The sequence below is a fragment of the Mesorhizobium sp. ISC11 genome (assembly GCF_037162595.1).
In the GTDB taxonomy this organism is placed as follows: domain Bacteria; phylum Pseudomonadota; class Alphaproteobacteria; order Rhizobiales; family Rhizobiaceae; genus Mesorhizobium; species Mesorhizobium ciceri.
The window spans coordinates 4,058,433-4,076,380 of record NZ_JAVSPW010000001.1; the positions used below are offsets into that span (position 1 = coordinate 4,058,433).

16 protein-coding genes are annotated in these 17,948 nt (G+C 62.1%); 10 read left to right on the forward strand and 6 right to left on the reverse strand.

The genetic code is table 11. The features are described 5' to 3' along the window. Nucleotides 1–513: 513 nt before the first annotated feature. The 7 genes from RPF88_RS19745 (at nucleotide 514) to RPF88_RS19775 (ending at nucleotide 6,419) form a co-directional block, all read left to right on the forward strand. Entirely contained in the window at nucleotides 514–666 is a 153-nt protein-coding gene (locus tag RPF88_RS19745) for a lasso peptide (RefSeq protein WP_010913078.1), read from the forward strand. Nucleotides 667–803: 137 nt separating this feature from the next. Then, nucleotides 804–1,118: a PqqD family protein gene (locus tag RPF88_RS19750; RefSeq protein WP_027164264.1), complete on the forward strand. Its 315-nt coding sequence runs from the start codon at nucleotides 804–806 to the stop codon at nucleotides 1,116–1,118. Nucleotides 1,119–1,287: 169 nt separating this feature from the next. Then, nucleotides 1,288–1,665 carry a lasso peptide biosynthesis B2 protein gene (locus RPF88_RS19755; protein ID WP_337123021.1) on the forward strand — a complete coding sequence of 126 codons (378 nt, stop codon included), beginning with the start codon at nucleotides 1,288–1,290 and terminating at the stop codon, nucleotides 1,663–1,665. After that, a complete protein-coding gene (locus RPF88_RS19760) occupies nucleotides 1,662–3,584 on the forward strand; it encodes a lasso peptide isopeptide bond-forming cyclase (RefSeq protein ID WP_337123022.1) in 1,923 nt (640 codons plus the stop codon). Before RPF88_RS19755 ends, RPF88_RS19760 begins: the two co-directional genes overlap by 4 nt. Then, entirely contained in the window at nucleotides 3,581–3,856 is a 276-nt protein-coding gene (locus RPF88_RS19765) for a hypothetical protein (protein WP_337123023.1), read from the forward strand. The genes RPF88_RS19760 and RPF88_RS19765 overlap by 4 nt, the downstream gene beginning before the upstream one ends. Next, nucleotides 3,841–4,566 (forward strand): serine kinase, encoded by a 726-nt coding sequence (locus RPF88_RS19770; RefSeq protein WP_337123024.1) that lies wholly within the window; start codon nucleotides 3,841–3,843, stop codon nucleotides 4,564–4,566. Before RPF88_RS19765 ends, RPF88_RS19770 begins: the two co-directional genes overlap by 16 nt. An 8-nt stretch (nucleotides 4,567–4,574) precedes the next feature. Further along, nucleotides 4,575–6,419 (forward strand): ABC transporter ATP-binding protein, encoded by a 1,845-nt coding sequence (locus tag RPF88_RS19775; protein WP_337123026.1) that lies wholly within the window; start codon nucleotides 4,575–4,577, stop codon nucleotides 6,417–6,419. 109 nt (nucleotides 6,420–6,528) lie between these two features. Here RPF88_RS19775 and RPF88_RS19780 read toward each other — a convergent pair whose 3' ends face one another. Then, on the reverse strand, nucleotides 6,529–6,804 hold the full coding sequence (locus RPF88_RS19780) for an exopolysaccharide production repressor ExoX protein (protein WP_013528119.1): 276 nt from the start codon (nucleotides 6,802–6,804) through the stop codon (nucleotides 6,529–6,531). A gap of 601 nt (nucleotides 6,805–7,405) precedes the next feature. On the opposite strand from RPF88_RS19780, the gene RPF88_RS19785 reads away from it, so the two are divergent. Further along, nucleotides 7,406–8,083, forward strand: a complete 678-nt coding sequence (locus RPF88_RS19785; protein ID WP_337123027.1) for a sugar transferase — start codon at nucleotides 7,406–7,408, stop codon at nucleotides 8,081–8,083. A 100-nt stretch (nucleotides 8,084–8,183) separates the two neighbouring features. Further along, nucleotides 8,184–9,449: a polysaccharide biosynthesis/export family protein gene (locus RPF88_RS19790; RefSeq protein WP_164919989.1), complete on the forward strand. Its 1,266-nt coding sequence runs from the start codon at nucleotides 8,184–8,186 to the stop codon at nucleotides 9,447–9,449. Between the two features lie 190 nt (nucleotides 9,450–9,639). Here the strand turns inward: RPF88_RS19790 and RPF88_RS19795 are convergent, their stop codons facing one another. The 5 genes from RPF88_RS19795 to RPF88_RS19815 all read right to left on the reverse strand — a co-directional run bounded on the left by RPF88_RS19795 (nucleotide 9,640) and on the right by RPF88_RS19815 (nucleotide 16,937). Beyond that, nucleotides 9,640–10,953, reverse strand: a complete 1,314-nt coding sequence (locus RPF88_RS19795) for an O-antigen ligase family protein (protein ID WP_127367914.1) — start codon at nucleotides 10,951–10,953, stop codon at nucleotides 9,640–9,642. Between the two features lie 201 nt (nucleotides 10,954–11,154). Beyond that, nucleotides 11,155–11,982 (reverse strand): SDR family NAD(P)-dependent oxidoreductase, encoded by an 828-nt coding sequence (locus RPF88_RS19800; RefSeq protein ID WP_337123030.1) that lies wholly within the window; start codon nucleotides 11,980–11,982, stop codon nucleotides 11,155–11,157. Nucleotides 11,983–12,069: 87 nt separating this feature from the next. Then, nucleotides 12,070–12,564 (reverse strand): acetone carboxylase subunit gamma, encoded by a 495-nt coding sequence (locus tag RPF88_RS19805; protein WP_337123032.1) that lies wholly within the window; start codon nucleotides 12,562–12,564, stop codon nucleotides 12,070–12,072. After that, nucleotides 12,561–14,765 carry a hydantoinase B/oxoprolinase family protein gene (locus RPF88_RS19810; protein WP_013528125.1) on the reverse strand — a complete coding sequence of 735 codons (2,205 nt, stop codon included), beginning with the start codon at nucleotides 14,763–14,765 and terminating at the stop codon, nucleotides 12,561–12,563. Before RPF88_RS19810 ends, RPF88_RS19805 begins: the two co-directional genes overlap by 4 nt. Before the next feature lie 12 nt (nucleotides 14,766–14,777). Beyond that, a complete protein-coding gene (locus tag RPF88_RS19815) occupies nucleotides 14,778–16,937 on the reverse strand; it encodes a hydantoinase/oxoprolinase family protein (protein ID WP_224673683.1) in 2,160 nt (719 codons plus the stop codon). A gap of 112 nt (nucleotides 16,938–17,049) precedes the next feature. Here RPF88_RS19815 and RPF88_RS19820 point away from each other — a divergent pair, with 112 nt between their 5' ends. Beyond that, the gene (locus tag RPF88_RS19820; protein ID WP_224673682.1) at nucleotides 17,050–17,829 is read left to right on the forward strand and encodes a helix-turn-helix transcriptional regulator; all 780 of its coding nucleotides are present in this window, start codon (nucleotides 17,050–17,052) and stop codon (nucleotides 17,827–17,829) included. Nucleotides 17,830–17,948: the final 119 nt, after the last annotated feature.

Consider the following 17,948-nt stretch of genomic DNA (forward strand, 5'->3'; position numbering starts at 1 on the left):
TAGCGCACAGTCTCCCAAGAAAGCGTTTCGCGCCGACACTTATGCTGCAAGTGCGAAGCAAGCATCACCAAAAACCTCGATGCCGTAAAGCCTTTCCTTCTGCGGTGCGAATTTTTGCCACCAAAGCGTCTATCGAGGTGGCATCGGAAAGCAGTGAAAACCGCGGTTGAAATGTCCCTTGCCACGTCGGCTTAGGCAATCTCCGGACGATTTCTCGAATGGAAATTCTTTTCATTAGAGAGGCCTAAATATAGGCACAACGCAAACGGCTTATGCAAGCAAAATCAAATGCTTAAAGAATCAGCACAGGCGCGATCGTCGTGCACAAGGAATCGGCTAAAAAATGACAAGTTTTAGGCATGCCGCTCATGTGACGACGCCAGCAACCGTAATTGATTAACAGAAAGTAAAACAGTCTTGACTCATAAATGCTGCCGTGCAGCTATTGCATTGCAGCATAAAAGTGCTGACGGCACTCGACAGGCCGTTTCCAGTCCTAAATCGGAGAGTAAAATGGAACAGAATGTTGAAAAGCATGAATATGAAACGCCAAGCCTGACGGTCCATGGTTCGATTGAGACCATCACCCAGGGCGGCGGCGGCAGCACGGCGATCGACGCATCGTTCCCCGCGCATACGCCGATTGGCGACCTGACGTTCTCCTGAGACTTACAGCCGATTCCAGAGTGACATGTTGGGACTCTGGATTCAAAAGCAGACGTAAGAGGGGTCGGGGGGCCAGCCTCCCGATTTCTCCTGCGCCACCTGGAGATGTCGCAGCGTTTTGTCAGCGAGGTTTGGGGATGAACGGGGAGCTATCCGACCGTGATCTGGGCGACCACGATAGCGTGTGCGCGACCAAGGATGCCGTGGCTTGCGAGTTCGGCGATGGCTTGGCGCTGCTCAATCTCAAATCCAATGTCTACTACAGCCTGAATGGCGTCGGCGCCTTCATCTGGGATTTGATCCAGGAACCCCGGTCGATCGGCGACATCCGCAGCGCCGTGCTTGCGCGCTACAATGTCGACCCGGTGCGCTGCCAGGCCGATGTCGACGCATTGCTGAAGGGCCTGGCCGATAATGGGCTTGCGAGACGGCATCATGAGGCACTTGTCTAAGCCGGTCCAGCACAAGTCCCTGGTTTCACGGGCCCTGGTTTCGCGGGCCTTGGCTTCGCGGGCCACGGCTTTACGGCAGGAACCGGCGAGAGAAACAAACGTCAAGCAGACGAAGCGCGGAGGAAGCCGGCGCGGGCTGGTCAGGATTTTCTCCCTGAGTGGCTCGGAAATGATCTTCCTTGGCCATTGCCTGCTGGTGGTGGCGACAGTTCGGCTGGGGCTGACGCTGTTGTCCTACAATCGTGTACGCAGCCTGGTGACGCGCCTCGACGCGCGGCAGTGCGCCTCAATGGGCGAACTGCGGCGTGTCGCCTGGGGCGTTGCCGCCGCGGCCCGTTTCGTCCCTTACGCCACGTGCCTGACCCAGGCGCTCTCCGGCCAGTATATTCTCGCCGGCCAAGGCAATGAATCGACGATACGCATCGGCATCGAACGTGGCACAGGCGAGCAGTTGAAAGCACATGCCTGGCTGGTCAGCGACAACCATATCGTGCTTGGCGGATCGATCGACGGCTTCGCCCATCTCGTCGACCACGGCAGCCGATGAGCGGCGTCGCCGGAATCCTGTTGCGCGGAGCAAACGCACCGGCGGTCGCGGCGGCCGACATTCAGCAAATGCTGGCGCGCATGCGCCATCGTGGTCCTGACGGCAGTTCTTGGTGGCTGGACACCAGCATCGCCCTTGGCCACGCCTGGCTCAACACATCGGATGAAGTCGGTCCGGGCCCTTTGACGATGGCTGGGGGCCGGCTCGCCATCACCGCCGATTGCCGGCTGGACAACCGTGACGAGTTGCTGGCCAGGCTCGGTATCCGCGACCAGTCGGTAGCCGACGCGATCGTGCTGATGCGGGCCTATCTGCGCTGGGGCGAAGCCTGCCCGGAGCATCTGCAAGGCGATTTCGCCTTCGCCATCTGGGATGACGAGCGGCAATCGCTGTTTTGCGCGCGCGATCATTTTGGCGTCAAGCCGTTCTACTACCACGCGGCGGACCGGCGTTTTGCCTTTGCGTCGGAGATCGGTCCGATCCTGGGCGTCGAGGGTATCCGCGCACGTGTCAGCGAGCGCCAGATCTCCGGCTTCCTGGCCGGGCTTCCCGACGACCCGCAGTCGACCCCCTACAGCGATATATTCAGCCTGCCGGCCCGCCACAGCCTAACCGTCACCGCGCAACAAGTGATGCTGCGCCGATACTGGCAGATCGAGCCGTCGGCGCGGCCCTTGCGGTCGGATGCATCGGAGGAATTCGCCCATCTGTTCTCGCAATCGGTGCGCAACCGCATGCGAGGGACCTCGGCGGTCGGGGCAATGCTGAGCGGCGGCCTCGATTCCTCGTCTATCGCCTGTGTCGCCGGCCTGCAGAATGCCGCCGCGCGCAAGCCGAGGCTGCCAACCTTCTCGCTGATTTTCGAGAAGGGCTCGCCGATGGACGAGCGGCCCTTCATCGATGCCGTTCTCGACCAGCAGAAGGTCGACGCGACGCTGATCCCGGTTGGCAACTATGCCCCATTTGCCGAATTCGAGCGCGTGCTGGAAGAACAGGAAGGAACGTTCCTGGCGCCGGGCCTGACGCTCACCCGCGGCATCTACCGGACTGCCGGCGCCAAGGGCATCAAGGTGCTGCTGGACGGCCATGGTGGCGACGAGGTCGTTTCACAAGGCCACGGCCACCTGCACGAGCTTGCGAATGGCGGCCGATGGATGGATCTGTGGCGCGAGGTCCGCAGCGCATCCAACACCTATGGCGACAGCACGCTTGGCCTTTATCTCCAGTTCCTGACCCTCTACGGGCCGGCCTGGCGCATCGCCAGGCTGAGGCATATGGCCAACCGTGCCCTGAACAAGATCCGCAAGCCCGCGCAAGTGTCGCGCGCACGAAGCTGGCGCGACCTGATCAATCCGGACCTGGCCAAGCGCACCGAGCTTGTCGACCGGTTTCACCGGGCCGGCTACATGCCGCCCGGCGTCCAGGCCAGCGATGCCTTGAGCCATCGCTGGATCCTGTCGAACGGCTATGTCCCGCATGCTTTCGAGGTTCTCGACAAAGCCGCCGCCAATTTCGGGGTCGAGCCGCGCTACCCCTTCTGGGACAAGCCGCTGGTCGAGTTCTGCCTGGCGCTGCCGGGCGAGGAGAAGCTGAGCCACCGTTTTGGCCGCTATGTGCTGCGCCGCGCCATGCAAGGCGTATTGCCGGAGGCGGTGCAGTGGCGGCGCGACAAGATCGACTTCACTGCCAATCTCGTCAATGGCATGCTGCGCAACCATCGCGACCTCCTGGAACAGCTGCTGGTCTCGGATGCGAACCGCATCGCGCCTTACGTCAATCTGCCTCAAGTGAGTGCTGCCTATGCGCGGCTGCTGCGCCAGCCCGATCAGGCAGCCCCCCTGGATGTCCAGTATGTCTGGCGCTCGGCCTCGCTGTCGCTCTGGCTGCGGCAGCTCCAGCATGGCGGGAGCCCCGCATGATGCCGCGCAACGAGCCGCTCGCTCTATGCAATGATGATGCCTTTTCGCATGGCCGGGCCAAGCGAGAACGCCGCTTCTACCGGGCCTACGGCCTGACCATCGCGTCGGAGGTGACGTTGCCCGAACTGCAGCCGGCGGCGCCGGGGGCGGCGGATGTCGTGATTGCGGTCGGCGCGATCGACCTGCCAAAGCCCTCGCCCGAAGCCGCGACCGACTTTCGCTTCGAGCCGGACCGGCAATATCTGCGTGGCATGCCGTGGGCGCGTTCCTGATCACCGATTCCAGCCGTATCGACATCGAACCGGCGCCCGGCGTCGACGACGCGCTGCTCGCGTTTCCGCTGCTTGGTCCGGTCATGGCGCTGCTCTTGCACCGGCGCGGCCTGCTTGTCCTGCATGCCAGTGCCATCGCCGCCGCCGGCACGAGCGCCATCTTCATGGGTGACAAGGGAGCCGGCAAGTCGACGACCGCAAGTGCGATGATCCGGGCCGGGCATCGACTGCTTACCGATGACGTGGTGGCGCTGGACCTCGCCAATCCGAGTGAGCCAATGACCGTTCCGGGCTTTCCGCAGATCAAGCTGGCGGCCGACGCCGCGGCGGCGATCTCGCTTGGGGAAGCGGAAGTGCGGCCGCAAGTGCATCCGGCGATCGACAAGATGCAGCATCGCCTGAACGGTGGCTTTTCGGGCGACGAGGTGCCGGCGACCAGGATCTATATCCTCGAGCGCGGCGAAAGGGCTGACATCACGCCCTTGCCCGCCATTGCCGCCCTGCCGGCCATCATCAAATTCTCCTATGTGACGCGCTTCGGCCGCGCGGCCCTGCCCGGCGACTTCGCGACGGCGCATCTTCGGCAATGTTCATGGATTGCCAACCATATCGGCGTGTACCGGCTGGAAGTCCCGACGGGCCTGGACAGGATCGGCGAAGCCGTGGAACTGATCGAAAAGGATCTGTCGGCTGGCAGCCGGCGGTTGTGAGCGCAACCATGTCGAAGCCCCCAATCCTTCGCCTGTCGCTGTTTCGAGAAATTGCCGCCTTCGGCGCCACCATTGCCCGGATCGGCGGCCGGCGAACGTGGACGACGCTGTTCTTCCTCATCCTCGGTAGCCTGACCGAGGGCATTTCGATCCTGCTGCTCGTCCCGCTGCTGCATCTGGTCGGACGTGCCGACCAGGATTTCGCTGTTCGGCTGCCCAACGATGATTTCGTGCGCTGGCTGGTGCCTGATGGCACGCTGCAACTGACGACCGTGCTTTGCGCGCTGATCGGGCTTGTTGCGGCGCAGGCGGCGTTCAATCGCTTCAAGTCGGTCTACATGGCCAAATTGCTGTTCGATTTCATCAATCGCGTTCGCATGAACCTGTTCGAAAGCATCGGCAAGGCGCGCTGGGGCGTTTTTACACGCATGCGCAGTTCCGATCTCGATCATGCCCTGACCGGCGACATCGACCGCGTCCAGGGCGCGGCTTTCGCACTGCTGATGCTGGTGCAGATCGCCGTTCTTCTGGCCGGCTATCTCCTGGTTTCCGTGTTTATCTCGCCGGTCATGACGCTGTTTGCCGTGGTCATCGGCATCCTGATGTTCGTGGCGCTGCGGCCCTTCCGGGCACGGGCCACTGCCTTCGGCCGTGTGCTAACCGCCAATCGCCAGGACCAGTACCGGACGGTCTCGGAATTTCTCGGCGGCATCAAGGTGGCCAAGAGCCTGAACGTCGAGGACAGCTATTTCGCGCAGCTGCGGTCGACGCTTGAGAGGATGAAGGCCGACAACATCGACTATGTGCGCAACAGCACCATCGGCACTGCTGTATTCCAGGTGGCGAGCGTCGTGGGCCTGAGCCTGTTCATCTATGTGGCTTTGGTCCGCTTCAACCTGTCGCTGGCCGAGATCGTCGTCCTGCTCCTGGTCTTCATGCGTATCGCGCCGCGCTTCATGGACATGCAGACGCAGGCCCAGCAAGTGCTGATCAACCTGCCCGCCTTTACGGCAATGCGCAGCCTGCAGGCACGTTTCGACGCCGAACGCGAACCCGGCCATACCGAGTTCGCCGACGCCGGGACGCTCTCCCTCAATACGGGATTGAATATTCGCGGCGTGTCCTTCGCCTACGGAGATGCTGTCGACAAGGCGGTGGTGAGCGGCATCACCTTCGGCCTGCCGGCCGGCAAGGTCACCGCCCTGATCGGGCCGTCCGGATCGGGCAAGAGCACGATCGCCGACATGCTGCTTGGCCTGCTGGAGCCCACCACCGGCAAGATGCTTGTCGATGGCGTCGAGATCGACGCCAGCAATCGCCGTCGCTGGCGCGACCAGGTGGCCTATGTGCCGCAGGACGTGTTCCTCCTGCACGACACGATCGCGGCGAACCTGCGCCTCGCCGCGCCCCGGGCCAGCGATGGCGATCTGTGGGCAGCGCTGCGTCAGGCGCACGCCGGCGAGTTTGTCGAACGGCTCGACCTCAGGCTCGATACGGTGGTCGGCGATCGCGGCGTGCGGCTCTCGGGCGGCGAACGCCAGCGCATCGCGCTCGCGCGCGCGCTGCTGCGCAAGCCGTCGCTGCTCATCCTCGACGAGGCGACCAGCGCGCTCGACTGGCAGAACCAGTCGCTGATCGCCAGGTCGATCGATGGATTACGCGGTACGATGACGATCCTGACCATCGCGCACCGGCCGTCGATGATCGCCTTCGCCGACTGGGTGGTGGCGATGGAAAACGGCCGTATCGTCGAGGTCGGCCAATATCAGCGGCTGAAGGAAAAAACCGGCAGCCGGTTGTCGAGGATGCTGTCGGGGGAACAGTCGGAGAGCGAACCCGCTGATGTGGCGTGAGCCGGCGACCAAGACGCGTCGCGCCGAGACGGATTCACGGGGCGCTTTGGTCCCTTTGTCTCGAAGCATGTCGTTGCCGCCAAACCGGGCCACGTTTGAGCAGTCTGCATCAATGCAGGCCGCGCCTAGCACCGCCCAGCTTCTCGCTTTCGGCGACCTCGGGTGCGTTCAGTTTGCGCTCGGCGTCACGAGCTATGTCGGCAGGCGTCGGCGCGCTCCTGGCGATCATGGTGTAGATGAGCACGAAATAGCCGGCCTGAATGGTCACGGCGCAGATGATGACACGCACCAATATCGTGCCTATCGACGCACCGCCCAGCCAGGACCAGCCGACGACGATCGCCAGAGCGAAAATCATCCCGAGGATGAATTTTGGAAGTGCCATACCCAACAGCCCATAAACCGGCTCGGGTATTATCGCGATTGCCCCACCCGAGCGCCGTCCCTTGTCATGTGGGCTTGTTAAGGTCGCCCACTCTCGACCGGTTGCTTCCGGCCTTTTCCACCTGTCGTCACCGTGACAGGTATAATTTGCAATTCTATTAAGGCGAGCAATAGGCGGCAAGGGCAACTTCGGTTATTTTTGATCGAGCTTTTGCGATCGACTCTGCCATGTTGCAATGCACGCAACGGGAGCTAGGCCGATATCCTCTCGTCGATATTTTTTAGTAAAATTGGCAATATTAAGTAGTATTTTATACGGTTTTGACCAAGCATCACGGCATGATGAAGCACTAATTTGTACCTCGCCTTGGCAAATAGGTAGGTCCGCCTAAAAACCGCCCCACAAAGTCCTCTATTTTTTCGGCTGTGCCCATTTATTGTCACAAATGTGCTAAATATGCCGAAATTTGTGCATGGCAAGCTTATTATTTAGTCATTTCATGACGTGACTATTTCAACGGGGTGGTAAATTGTGTGTTGCGCTGCAACATTTTTTGGGTATCGTGTGGTGAACCATTCGTTCAACGCATGGAGTTTACGGCATGAGGGACGTTGCCAAGTCGGCCACCGCGAGCTTTTCGCAGGCTGACATCGATTTTCCGCCGCCGATCGGCGGCCTGCTCAAACGCAGCTTCGATATCACCGGTTCACTGATTGGCTTGATCGCCCTCAGCCCGCTATTTGTCATGATAGCGCTGCTCGTCAAGTTTTCCGACGGCGGCTCGATTTTCTACGGCCACAGGCGAATCGGGCGGGGCGGACGGATTTTTCCGTGCCTGAAGTTCCGCACCATGGTTCCGGACGGCGACAAGGTGCTGGCAGCCTATCTCGCCACCAACCCGGACGCCAACGCGGAATGGATCGCGACCCGCAAGCTGAAGAACGACCCGCGCGTCACCCGCGTTGGAGCGGTGCTGAGGAAACTCAGCCTCGATGAGTTGCCGCAGATCATCAACATCCTGCAGGGCGATATGAGCCTTGTCGGTCCGCGTCCGGTTGTGCGCGACGAGCTGGAGATCTATGGCACATCCGCCGTCTACTACCTGAAATCGCGTCCGGGCCTGACCGGCCTGTGGCAGGTCAGCGGCCGCAACGATGTGTCCTATGACAGCCGCGTCGCCTTCGACCGTCACTATGTCGAGAACTGGTCGCTGTTCGAGGACGTTCGCATTCTCATCAAGACCGTCCCGGCCGTCTGGATGTCGCGCGGTTCTTACTGACCGGCCGGTGGCCAATGCCAGACATTGGCGTCGGCCATTCGACGCAAGCTCATCGGGCGATGGGGCTATAGCGGATCGGAACGTTGAGTTGAAAACAGATTTGTTCGAAACCTTTCGCAGCGGCCCGGATTCCGGCCGGCTGCGGCGGGCGCGTTTGCTGGCCACATGCCTTGCCATGGCCCTCGTCGTCCCGCACATCGCCGCCGCCGGCGACTATCGCCTCGGCTCGCAGGACAAGCTCACCATCCGCGTCGCCGAATGGCAGACCGTGGAAGGCACATTCCGTGACTGGTCGGCGGTGAATGGCGAGTACACGGTCGGTCCATCCGGCACGCTGTCGGTGCCGTTCGCCGGCGAACTGCCGGCCTCCGGCAAGACCACGTCCGAAATCGCGGCGGCGATCGGCGAGGCTTTGCAGAAAAAGCTCGCTTTGTCAGACAGGCCGGAAGCCTCGGTCGAGATGGCGCAGTTCCGGCCCTTCTACATTTCGGGCGAAGTCCAGAACCCCGGCCAGTTTCCTTATGTGCCCGACCTGACGGTGTTGAAGGCCATCAGCGTCGCCGGAGGCATCCGGCGAAACGCCGACTACGGCCCCCAGCTCGGCAAGGACCTGGTCACCGCCAAGGGCATGTTCGACATCTCCGACGACCAGCGCATCCGACTGATCGTAAGGCGCGCCCGCATCGATGCGGATATGGCCGGAAAGGCGAGTTTCGACGTGCCGAAGGAGGTCGAGGGCGATCCGAGACTGCCAGCCATCGTGGCGGACGAGATGACGATCCTGACAGCGGACCAAAAGGCGCTGAAGCTGAAGCTTGAAGCGCTCGACGATCTCAAAGGGGTTTTGGAATCCGAGATCGAATCGCTGCAGAAGAAGATCGTCAACCAGCAGCAGCAGGTCGACTTGGCGCAGCAGCAGCTCGCCAGCATCGGCCCGCTGGCGCAGAAAGGCCTGATCGCCAACGCCCGACTGCTGGATTCGCGCCAGTCGGTTGCCGACCTGCAGGGCAAGATCCTGGACTACGAAACCGCCATCCTCACCGCCAAGCAGGCGATCAGCAAGGCGAAGCAGGATGCTATCGATGCCCAGAACACCTTGAGTTCAAGTCTCGCCACTGACCGGCAGCAGACCGAAGCCGACCTGAACGAGGCCGCGTTGAAGGTGAACATGCAGAAAGGCCTGATAGCCCAGGCCAGCGATCCCGCGATGGCGGCCGCTATGACAAATGATCAGCAGCCGACCCTGCTCTATTCACTGGTGCGCAATGTCGACGGCAAGACCAGCGAAATAGCCGCCAAGGAAGAAACCCCGGTGCTGCCTGGCGATGTGATCAAGATCAAGCTGGCGCCGCTGGCCAGCCAGTAGACCGACTTCCAACACGATCCAGTGTTTCGAGCCAGAGCCTCACCCGACAAACCGGGATGAGGCCCTGGCTCAGTTGTTTGAACATCTCCCTGCGGAAACTATGATAGCCGTCTCGGGATCGAGGCTTCCCGTCCGAGCACATGCTTGCTCAAAGAGGAAGGCCGCTCCCTTCAGCCCGCGAGATGATAATTTATGAGGGACCGGCGCCCGCCGGATGGCCGGCATACCGAGGCCAGTCAGTCTCGCCCCCGGCCGCGTCAGCCGGCTCCAGAGCCGGTGACCGCCGCCTGCGGGTAACGGGCAGCCGCGCCAGCTTGAAGAAGCTGAAATACATCAGGAAAGAACCCATGATGTAGGGGTTGAGTATCTCGACCTCGACGAAGGAGCGGATCAGCAGCAGGACCATCACGCCGAAAAGGATCACCGAGTCCGCCTGCCATGCCTTGAAGATCACCGCCGAGACGTGGCCGTAGAGCGTGCGCAGCATGATCAGCGACACCAGCGTCGCTCCGACGAAGCCGAGTTCGACGAGGGCCTCGATATAGGTGTTGTGGAAGTGGAAGCCGGTGCGGGTGGTGATGTAGAATTCGTTCCACAGCCGCTCGGCTTCAGCGAAACCCTGCACCCAATAGGCGGCATAGCCGACGCCGAGAATCGGCGATTTCTGGACCGTGTTCCAGCCTTGCTCCCACAGATAGGTTCGCCCGGTGAGCGTCGAATCCTTGCCGAAGAGGCCGAGGACGAAGTCCATCAACCCGAGATTCAAGGCGACGAAGGCCGTCACGACCAGCAGGCCGGCGCCGATCAGGAAGATGACCCGGCGATAGCGTCGTGACAGAAGTTTGCTCATCGCAAGAAGCGCCACCAGCGCCAGAACCGCGGGTATCGAGGCCATCGAGGTGGCGGAATGCGAGGCGACCAGGACATAGGCCGACAGCAGCACGACGGGCACCGCCAGGATGAAGCTCAGCCGGCCGCGCCTGTAGAACGCAAGGAAGACGACGCAGAAATAGATGCCGAGCGAGCCGACAAAGCCGATCTGGTTCTTGGAGGCGAAGGCGCCGACGAAGTTGACGGTGCCGTCGAGGACATCCTCGGAATAGTTCCCGACCTTCAGCGAATAGATGAGGACGACAAATATCCCGATCAGCGCCCCTATGGTCAGCGTGCGCACGCTGACGGTGCGCGCAGCTACGTAGGCGCAGGCAATATGGGAAAAGTACTGGACCGACGTCCTTGCGGTGACGCCGGGAGCCTGCGACCAGAAAACCGAGAAGCAGACATAGGCAGCAAACAGCAGCGGCAGCCAGGCGCTGGACAGATGCCTCACAAACCGCCGGTAGTCGACCAGGATGAGCGGGAGCCAGACCGCATAGTAGGCCAGGATCAATATCTGGCCGAAGATGACCGAATAAGAAAACGCCCAGATCGAAACGGCTACGGCAAAGGCGCCATAGACCGAATTCTTCTCGGGATCGATCAGCAGGGACTTTGGAATCTTCATCTCAGAGTCCCGCCGACACGACCCAGGGCCGGCAAGCCATGAGCCGGCCGGAATCTTCGCAGACATGGGCGTGCAATAAACGGCGTCTCCATTGTGCAGTGCAATATAACCTATTGCGCCCGGCGCTCAATGGCAAATCCGGTCACCTTGTCTTACAGCGAGGCATCTGCGGAGAGATCAGCCGGTTGCGTGTCCGAGACGCTACCAAAGCGCTCCGCCGGTGATCTGGATGTTTTCCATGGTGATGCCCTTGGCGAGATCCGAGCACAGGAAGACCGCCAGTGTGGCGATCTCCCGCGGCTGCAGCAGGCGCTGCTGCGGGTTGCCCCTGGCGATCTCGGCCATCGCTTCCTCTGGCGTGCGCCCCTTGCCTTCGCGCTCGACGACCTGCGCCACATTGCGGCGCATCAGTTCGGTCTCGACCCAGGCCGGGCTGATCATAACGCAGGTGACGCCATGCGCCGCCCCTTCCAGCGCCACGCAGCGGGTGAGACCCAGCAGGCCGGCCTTGGACGCGCAGTAGGCCGGGTTGTCCTTCCACCCGACCAAGGCGGCCGTCGAGCCAATGTTGACGATGCGGCCCCAGCCGCGCTCGATCATACCCGGCAGCACGGCACGCGTGACGCGGAAGGCGCCGGTCAGGTTGGTGTCGACGATCTTGTCCCAAAGCGCGTCGGAATGGCCGCAGACCGGCTGCTCGGCGGTGGTGCCGGCGGCGTTGACCAGAATGTCGGCGGGGCCGATGGCCGTCTCGGCGTCAGCCGCGAAACGGTTGGTGACGTCGCTGTCGCGAACGTCAAGGTGTGCGGCGTGAACTTTCGTTCCATGAGCGGCAAGGGCCGAGCGCACGCGCTCGATCTCGTCGGCGGCCGGATAGTAGGCGGCATCGGATCTGTCGGCGCCGGCAGGCGCGATGTAGGAGCCGACGGCGACATTGGCCCCAGCCTCGGCCAAAGCCGTGGCAATGGCGAAGCCCATGCCCGAGAAACCGCCGGTCACGATGGCGCTACGGCCGGAAAGGTTGTTCATGGCGCACGGTCTCCGCTTCGTTTGGGCAGGCAATCAGTCCTGACCGGATTTGGCAATCACAGCGACGCAGCCTCCATCGACGAGCGTTCAGGACCCCTGAAGCGGTCTGCCCAGCCATTCGCGATAAAAGCCTTCGAGGTCGGGTTCGAAATCATGCACGATGGGATAACCGGGTGCCGCCGCGTCGACCTCATGCAGCGTCCCGCACTCCGGGCAGATGAACTCCCGGATTTCCATCCATTCGGGATCAGGGAGATCGCTGTTGGGATAGATCTCGCGCAAAGCCTCCTCGGTGTTGCGCACGTTAATCACGGCGTTGAGCTTCCAGTTCTTCCGATAGTCGCCGAAGGAGTGGCCGCATTCGCAGCGGGTAATGCGCTCATCGCCACTCTGGCAGATGAACAGATGGTCCGAGACCGGCAGCAGGATCGGGTCCTTCCAGGCGACACGATCCTGATAGACGGCAACCATCTTGAAGAAACGGTCGTCATCCTTGTAGGCACTCATGATGCGCCTTGTCTGCGGCCAGGGCAGCTTGCCGGCGGCCAGATCGCCCAGAACTTCCTTGCTGTATGAGGTCATGGCTTGGCTCCCGGCGTGAAGATCGATTTGGCGTCGACGTTCCAGAAATCGCTGAATTCCTTGGTGAAGCGCGACGACAGCTTGATCGCGCTGGCGTACATTTTCTTCACTTCGGGCGCGAAGTCGGCCTTTCCGACGCGGCCACGCTCCTTGGCGATCCAATCCGTCACCGGGATCGCCTTAGCCAGGCGCTCTTTGCGCATGGCGGCGCGGCGTTCGACCGTGGCGTCGATATCGGCGACGGGATAACCGTCTTCATCGTCCTTCAGCACAATTCCGAAAACCTGGTCCGCCGCTTCACGGGTGAGAAAGCCGTTCTCGACATCCCATGCCGTCTTGATCGGATCGCGCTCCAGCACGTCGCCATAGCCGCCGCCGCCATTGTAGGAATGGCTGAAGATGTCGCCGGATTTGTGCGGCGAGGTGATGTAGGGGCCTTCGACCACGACATGGTCGCCGCCGATGTTCTTCTCGTAGTCGGAGACGTCAGGGTCGATGCCGGGCGAATGCGCCAGCGGTTCGCCTTTTGCCGCCAGTTCGTGAATGTCTGAGTTGCGCACCGCGCGATGCTTCTGGCAGGTCGGCGCCGGATAACCACCGCACATGCCGCCATTGTCGAACACGCGCGAGGAGTGCTCGGAGGTGTGGAGCCGCAGATGTGAGGTCTTGTTGATCAGCCAGGTCGAGACGAAGGAACAGCCACCGCGATATTTGCCGGCGCCGCCGGAATTCGGCACGATCGAACGGCCGATATAGACCATCGGCATCGACTGTTCCCAGACCTCGATGTTGCCCATGTCGGATTCCGGGTTCCAGCCGACATAGGCGGTGTCGAGACCGTCCTTGATGGCGAGCGCCCCGGACCCGGCGGCAGCGCACTCGAAATGCGCCATGCCGAACGGCGTGCCGTATTGGCTTTCGCCGCCCATCTCGATCATCGGGCTGTTGACCTGGCCGACAAAGGCCTCCTCGACGAAGCCGCGCGCGACAAAACTGCGCGACAAAAGCCGCTGGAAAACGCCGTAGGCCGGCAGCAGCAGCGCCCAAGAGGTGGCGGTGGCCACCATCTCGTTGTCGGGGTTGGTCCAGGTGCCGTGCGGCAGTTTCAGTTCGGTCGCCATCCAGGCACCGTCATTGACCAGGCCTTCGAAATTCATGTGCTGGGTCAGCGTCACGAACATGCCGCCATCCATGCCGGCCGGCGTGCAGTTCATCGAATGGTAGCCCCAGGGCTGCGTGCCCTCGAAGTCCATGGTGATCTTGCCGTCTGACGTGATCTCCATCTCGATCGGGATGTTGTAGAGCCAGTCGGGATCGCCGAGCAGCTGGAAGCCGGGCTTTCCCGCCGTGACATGGCCGTAGAACGTGTGGCCGCGGTAGATGCCGGGCACGGTGAGCTGGCGGGTGCGGGCGAGCTGGGCGCGGCGACCTTCCTCGATGAATTCCTTCGACACCTTCATCCAGTAGTCCAGACCGATCTCCGAGATGAGCTGCTTGACGCTTTCGCGCATGTCGATGCAGGAGGCGACCTTGGCCTTCTCGTCGAGCACCCAGTAGATCGGCATGCGCAGATTGCGCTCGCAGCGTATGACGTAGTCGCGCCGGATCTCGTCATTCTCGCCGATCTTCTCGGCGCAGACGAACAGGCCTTCGGTGAAGCGCTCCTGCGCCAGGCAGACATCGCCGCCCGGCGTGATGCCGCCGGCTTCCAGTTCGTGGCAGACGGCACCGGCCCAGCCGACCAGCGTGCCTTCATGGAAGATCGGCACCACATCCATGACATCAGGCACCTGCACGGTGCCGATGAAGGCGTCGTTGTTGGCGAAGATATCGCCTTCACGGATTTTCGGGTTTTCCTCGTAATTGTTCTTGATCATCCATTTGATGAAGCGGCTCATCGTATGGACATGCACCATGATGCCGTTGGAGAGCGCGATGGCGTCGCCTTCGGGCGTATAGATGGCGACCACCATCTCGCCGACTTCGCGCACGCCGGGCGAGGCCGAGATGCGGCGGGCCATTTCGCGAGCCGAGACGCAATAGGCGCGCAGCTTGGTGTGCAGCGTCTCGAACTTCAGCGGATCCTGGTTGCGCAGCGTGAGTTCCGTGATGCCGTCATAGCAGCCGGTCTCTTCCATCAGCCGCTCGGAATCGAGCAGTCTTTCGCGAAGGCGCAGGGCCGAAGCAGGTTTGTCCAACATGGCGGTGCCCTCTCAAGCGTGGGTGTAGTGCAGCAGCGTCCATTCATCGACATGGACGCGGTCCTGCGGATGAACGACGAGCGTGGTGGCGGGGTGTTCGATGATGGCCGGACCGATGACTTCGTGACCGGGCTGCAGCAGGTCCATCTCGTAGAGATTGGCCTTGTGCCAGCGTCCGCCGATATAGGCCTCGCGCACGCCCTTGTGCGCGGAAGCCGGATCCGATTTGCCGAGCGGACGCTTGAGCAGCACCGGTTTGACCTTGTCGGCGGTGGCGATCAGCCCGAGTTCGGTGATGGTGAAGCCGGCCTCGCCATAGCGCGACACGCGATGATTGACCTTGGCGTAGACCGCCTCGAACTCGTCGATAACCCTGCGCATGTCGTCGGCCGAGTTGACCTCAGCCAGCGGCGCCATGACTTCGACATCCTCGAGCTGGCCGGTGTAGCGCATCATCAGGAACGGCACGGTCCTGATCTTCTCGCGCGCATGGCCGTCGGCGATCATCTCGTCGACCGCGGCCTTGGTCAGGTCGTTCCAGACCGTGGTGACCTTGACGCCGAAGGCGGCCAGCGTCGCCTCATCGGCGCGTGACGGGATGTCGTGCTGCGTCGACACCGAATGCCGGCGCATGAAATCAGCCGTGGTGCAGCCGAAGGCGGAGAAGGCGGCCGCAAACTGGAAGGTGATGATGTCCTTGAAGCCGATGCCCCTGGAACAGCCGGCCAGGTGCAGCGGACCGGAGCCGCCATAGGACAGCAGCGTGAACTCGGAGGGATGGATGCCCTGGCCCGAAATGACGCGGCGCAGCGCGTTGTTGGCGTCGGCCTCCAGCATGTCGATCATGCCCTCTGCCGCCTCCTCAACACCGACACCGAGCACGTTGGCGCATTTTTCCTCGAAGGCACGGCGGGCCTTTTCGACCTGCAGCACGACCTTGCCGCCGAGGAAATAGTGCGGGTTGAGCCGGCCGAGAATCGCATCGCAATCGGCAATCGTCGGTTCGGTGCCGCCCCTGGCGAAGCAAATCGGACCTGGATCGGAGCCCGCGCTTTCCGGCCCGAGCGAAACTTTCTTGGTCAGCGGGTCGACCTTGAGGATCATGCCGGCGCCGGCACCGATCGTATCGAGGTGCAGCGTCGGCACGTTGAGCTTGAAACGATCCATCAGCGGCTCGTTCTCGATCCGCGTCTGGCCGCGCGTGATGACGCCCATGTCGAAGGAGGTGCCGCCCATGTCCGAGCAGATCAGCGAATCATTGCCGATCAGCTTGCCGACATAGGCAGCACCGAGGATGCCGCCGATCGGGCCGGAGATCATGGTTTCATGCAGGCGCGGATGGTTGATCGAGGTCAGGCCGCCGAAGGAGAGCAGCGTCTGCACGCCATATTTGAAGCCGTATTTCTTCGAGACGTCCTCGATACCCCTAAGCTGCTTGCGGCCGCGCGAGGTCGCGTAGGCCTCGATCAGGACCGAGTTCAGCCGCGACTGCTCGCGGATGACCGGGCGGACCTCGTGGCTGGTGTAGACGATGATGTCGGCGCCGGCCTTGTCGACCTCTTCGCGGCAGATTTCCGCGATGCGCTTCTCGTGCACCGGATTGACGTGCGAGAAGATGGTCATGATGCAGATCGCTTCGACCTTGTCGGCGATCAATTCTTTTGCGGCTGCAGAAACCTCGTGCTCATAGAGCGGCAGCACGACGTCGCCGAACTGGTCGATGCGCTCGGTGACGCCATGGGTGCGGCGGCGCGGCACCAGCGGATCGGGATGATGGTGGGTGACCGCATGCAGCCGGTCGGCATAGGAATAGTCGGCCCAGGCCTGCAGACCGCGGCCCATCAGGATCATGTCCTCGAGGCCCTTGGTGGTAATCAGGCCGAGCCGGCGACCGGTGCGCGACAACAGCGTGTTCAGCATGCCGGTGCCGGAATAGAGCACGACGTTGACGCCTGAAAACAATGATTCCAGCGAGATGCCCCAGGCATCCGCCGCGTCCTCGGCCGAGGCCAGAAAACCCTCGGCTTCGTTCTTCGGCGTGGTCGCCGACTTGCCGATCTTGAAGTGGCCGTCCTGATCGACAAGGATCGTGTCGGTCATGGTGCCGCCGGCGTCGATGCCAATCACGATTGGGTTGCCGACGATGGGGGCGGTGAGATTGGGTTGGGTCACGGTCGCCTCGGGATCTGGTCTAGGTTGACGCTAGGCTAGATTCGATGGGCGGCTTCGCGCCATATGCCTAAAGACACAATGACGGTTGGGCTGACATCGCCGAGAAAAGGGCATGCGCATGGGCAATATCTGGGCGCCGCTCGCCAAGGCGATCGCCGCCATCGGCACGGACAGGCATGTCGACTGCCTGATCGACCTGATCGGCGCCGACATCGACCACGACCTCGTCACGGTGACGCGCTATTCGGCGACGCAGACACCCGAATTCATCAAGCACCGGCGCTTCTCGGATGAGATGGTCCGGCGCTATCTCCACAATTACTACGTGTTCGACCCGTTCTATGCCTCGTGGCGGCGCGAGCGCAGGCTGGGCATCATGCCGCTGAAACGGCTCGCCGACGACGAGGCCAAGCGCGGCCAGTACATTGCCGGCTTCCTGGCGCAGTCGGAGATCTGCGACGAGGTCGGCATCATGCTGGCGGATGGCGGCGACTGGTGCCTCGGCATCTTCCTCGACCGCTCGACCACGTCGTTCAAGGAGAGCGAGATCGCTTTGCTGGACGAGCGGTTGCCTGTATTCGAGGCGCTGCATGCGCTCGACATCAAGGCGCACGGAACCAAGTTCTCCCGCACGTCGGCGCCGACAGGCCCCGGCGCCTCGCCCCGGCAGGAGCCGACGATCCCGGCCAGTCTGTGGCCGGAGCTGTCGCTGCGCGAGCGGGAATTGGTTCAGCTAATCCTCGCCGGCCACCCGACAGCCAACATCGCCGAGCGCCTCGGCATCACCGTCGGCACGGTCAAGAACCATCGCCGGCGCATCTACGAGAAGCTCGACATCACCACGGAGCGGGAATTGTTTTTGCAGTTTTTTCAGCATCAGGCCGATCGCTAGCCGCTCGCTTACCCAGCCGATCCGCCAGCCGAATGCCTGATTTGCAGAGCCGCTCCCTCCGTGAATTGGTGCAGGGGGCTTGTCGCCGGAATGGCTCGAAAACTGGCTTCAAAATTCCT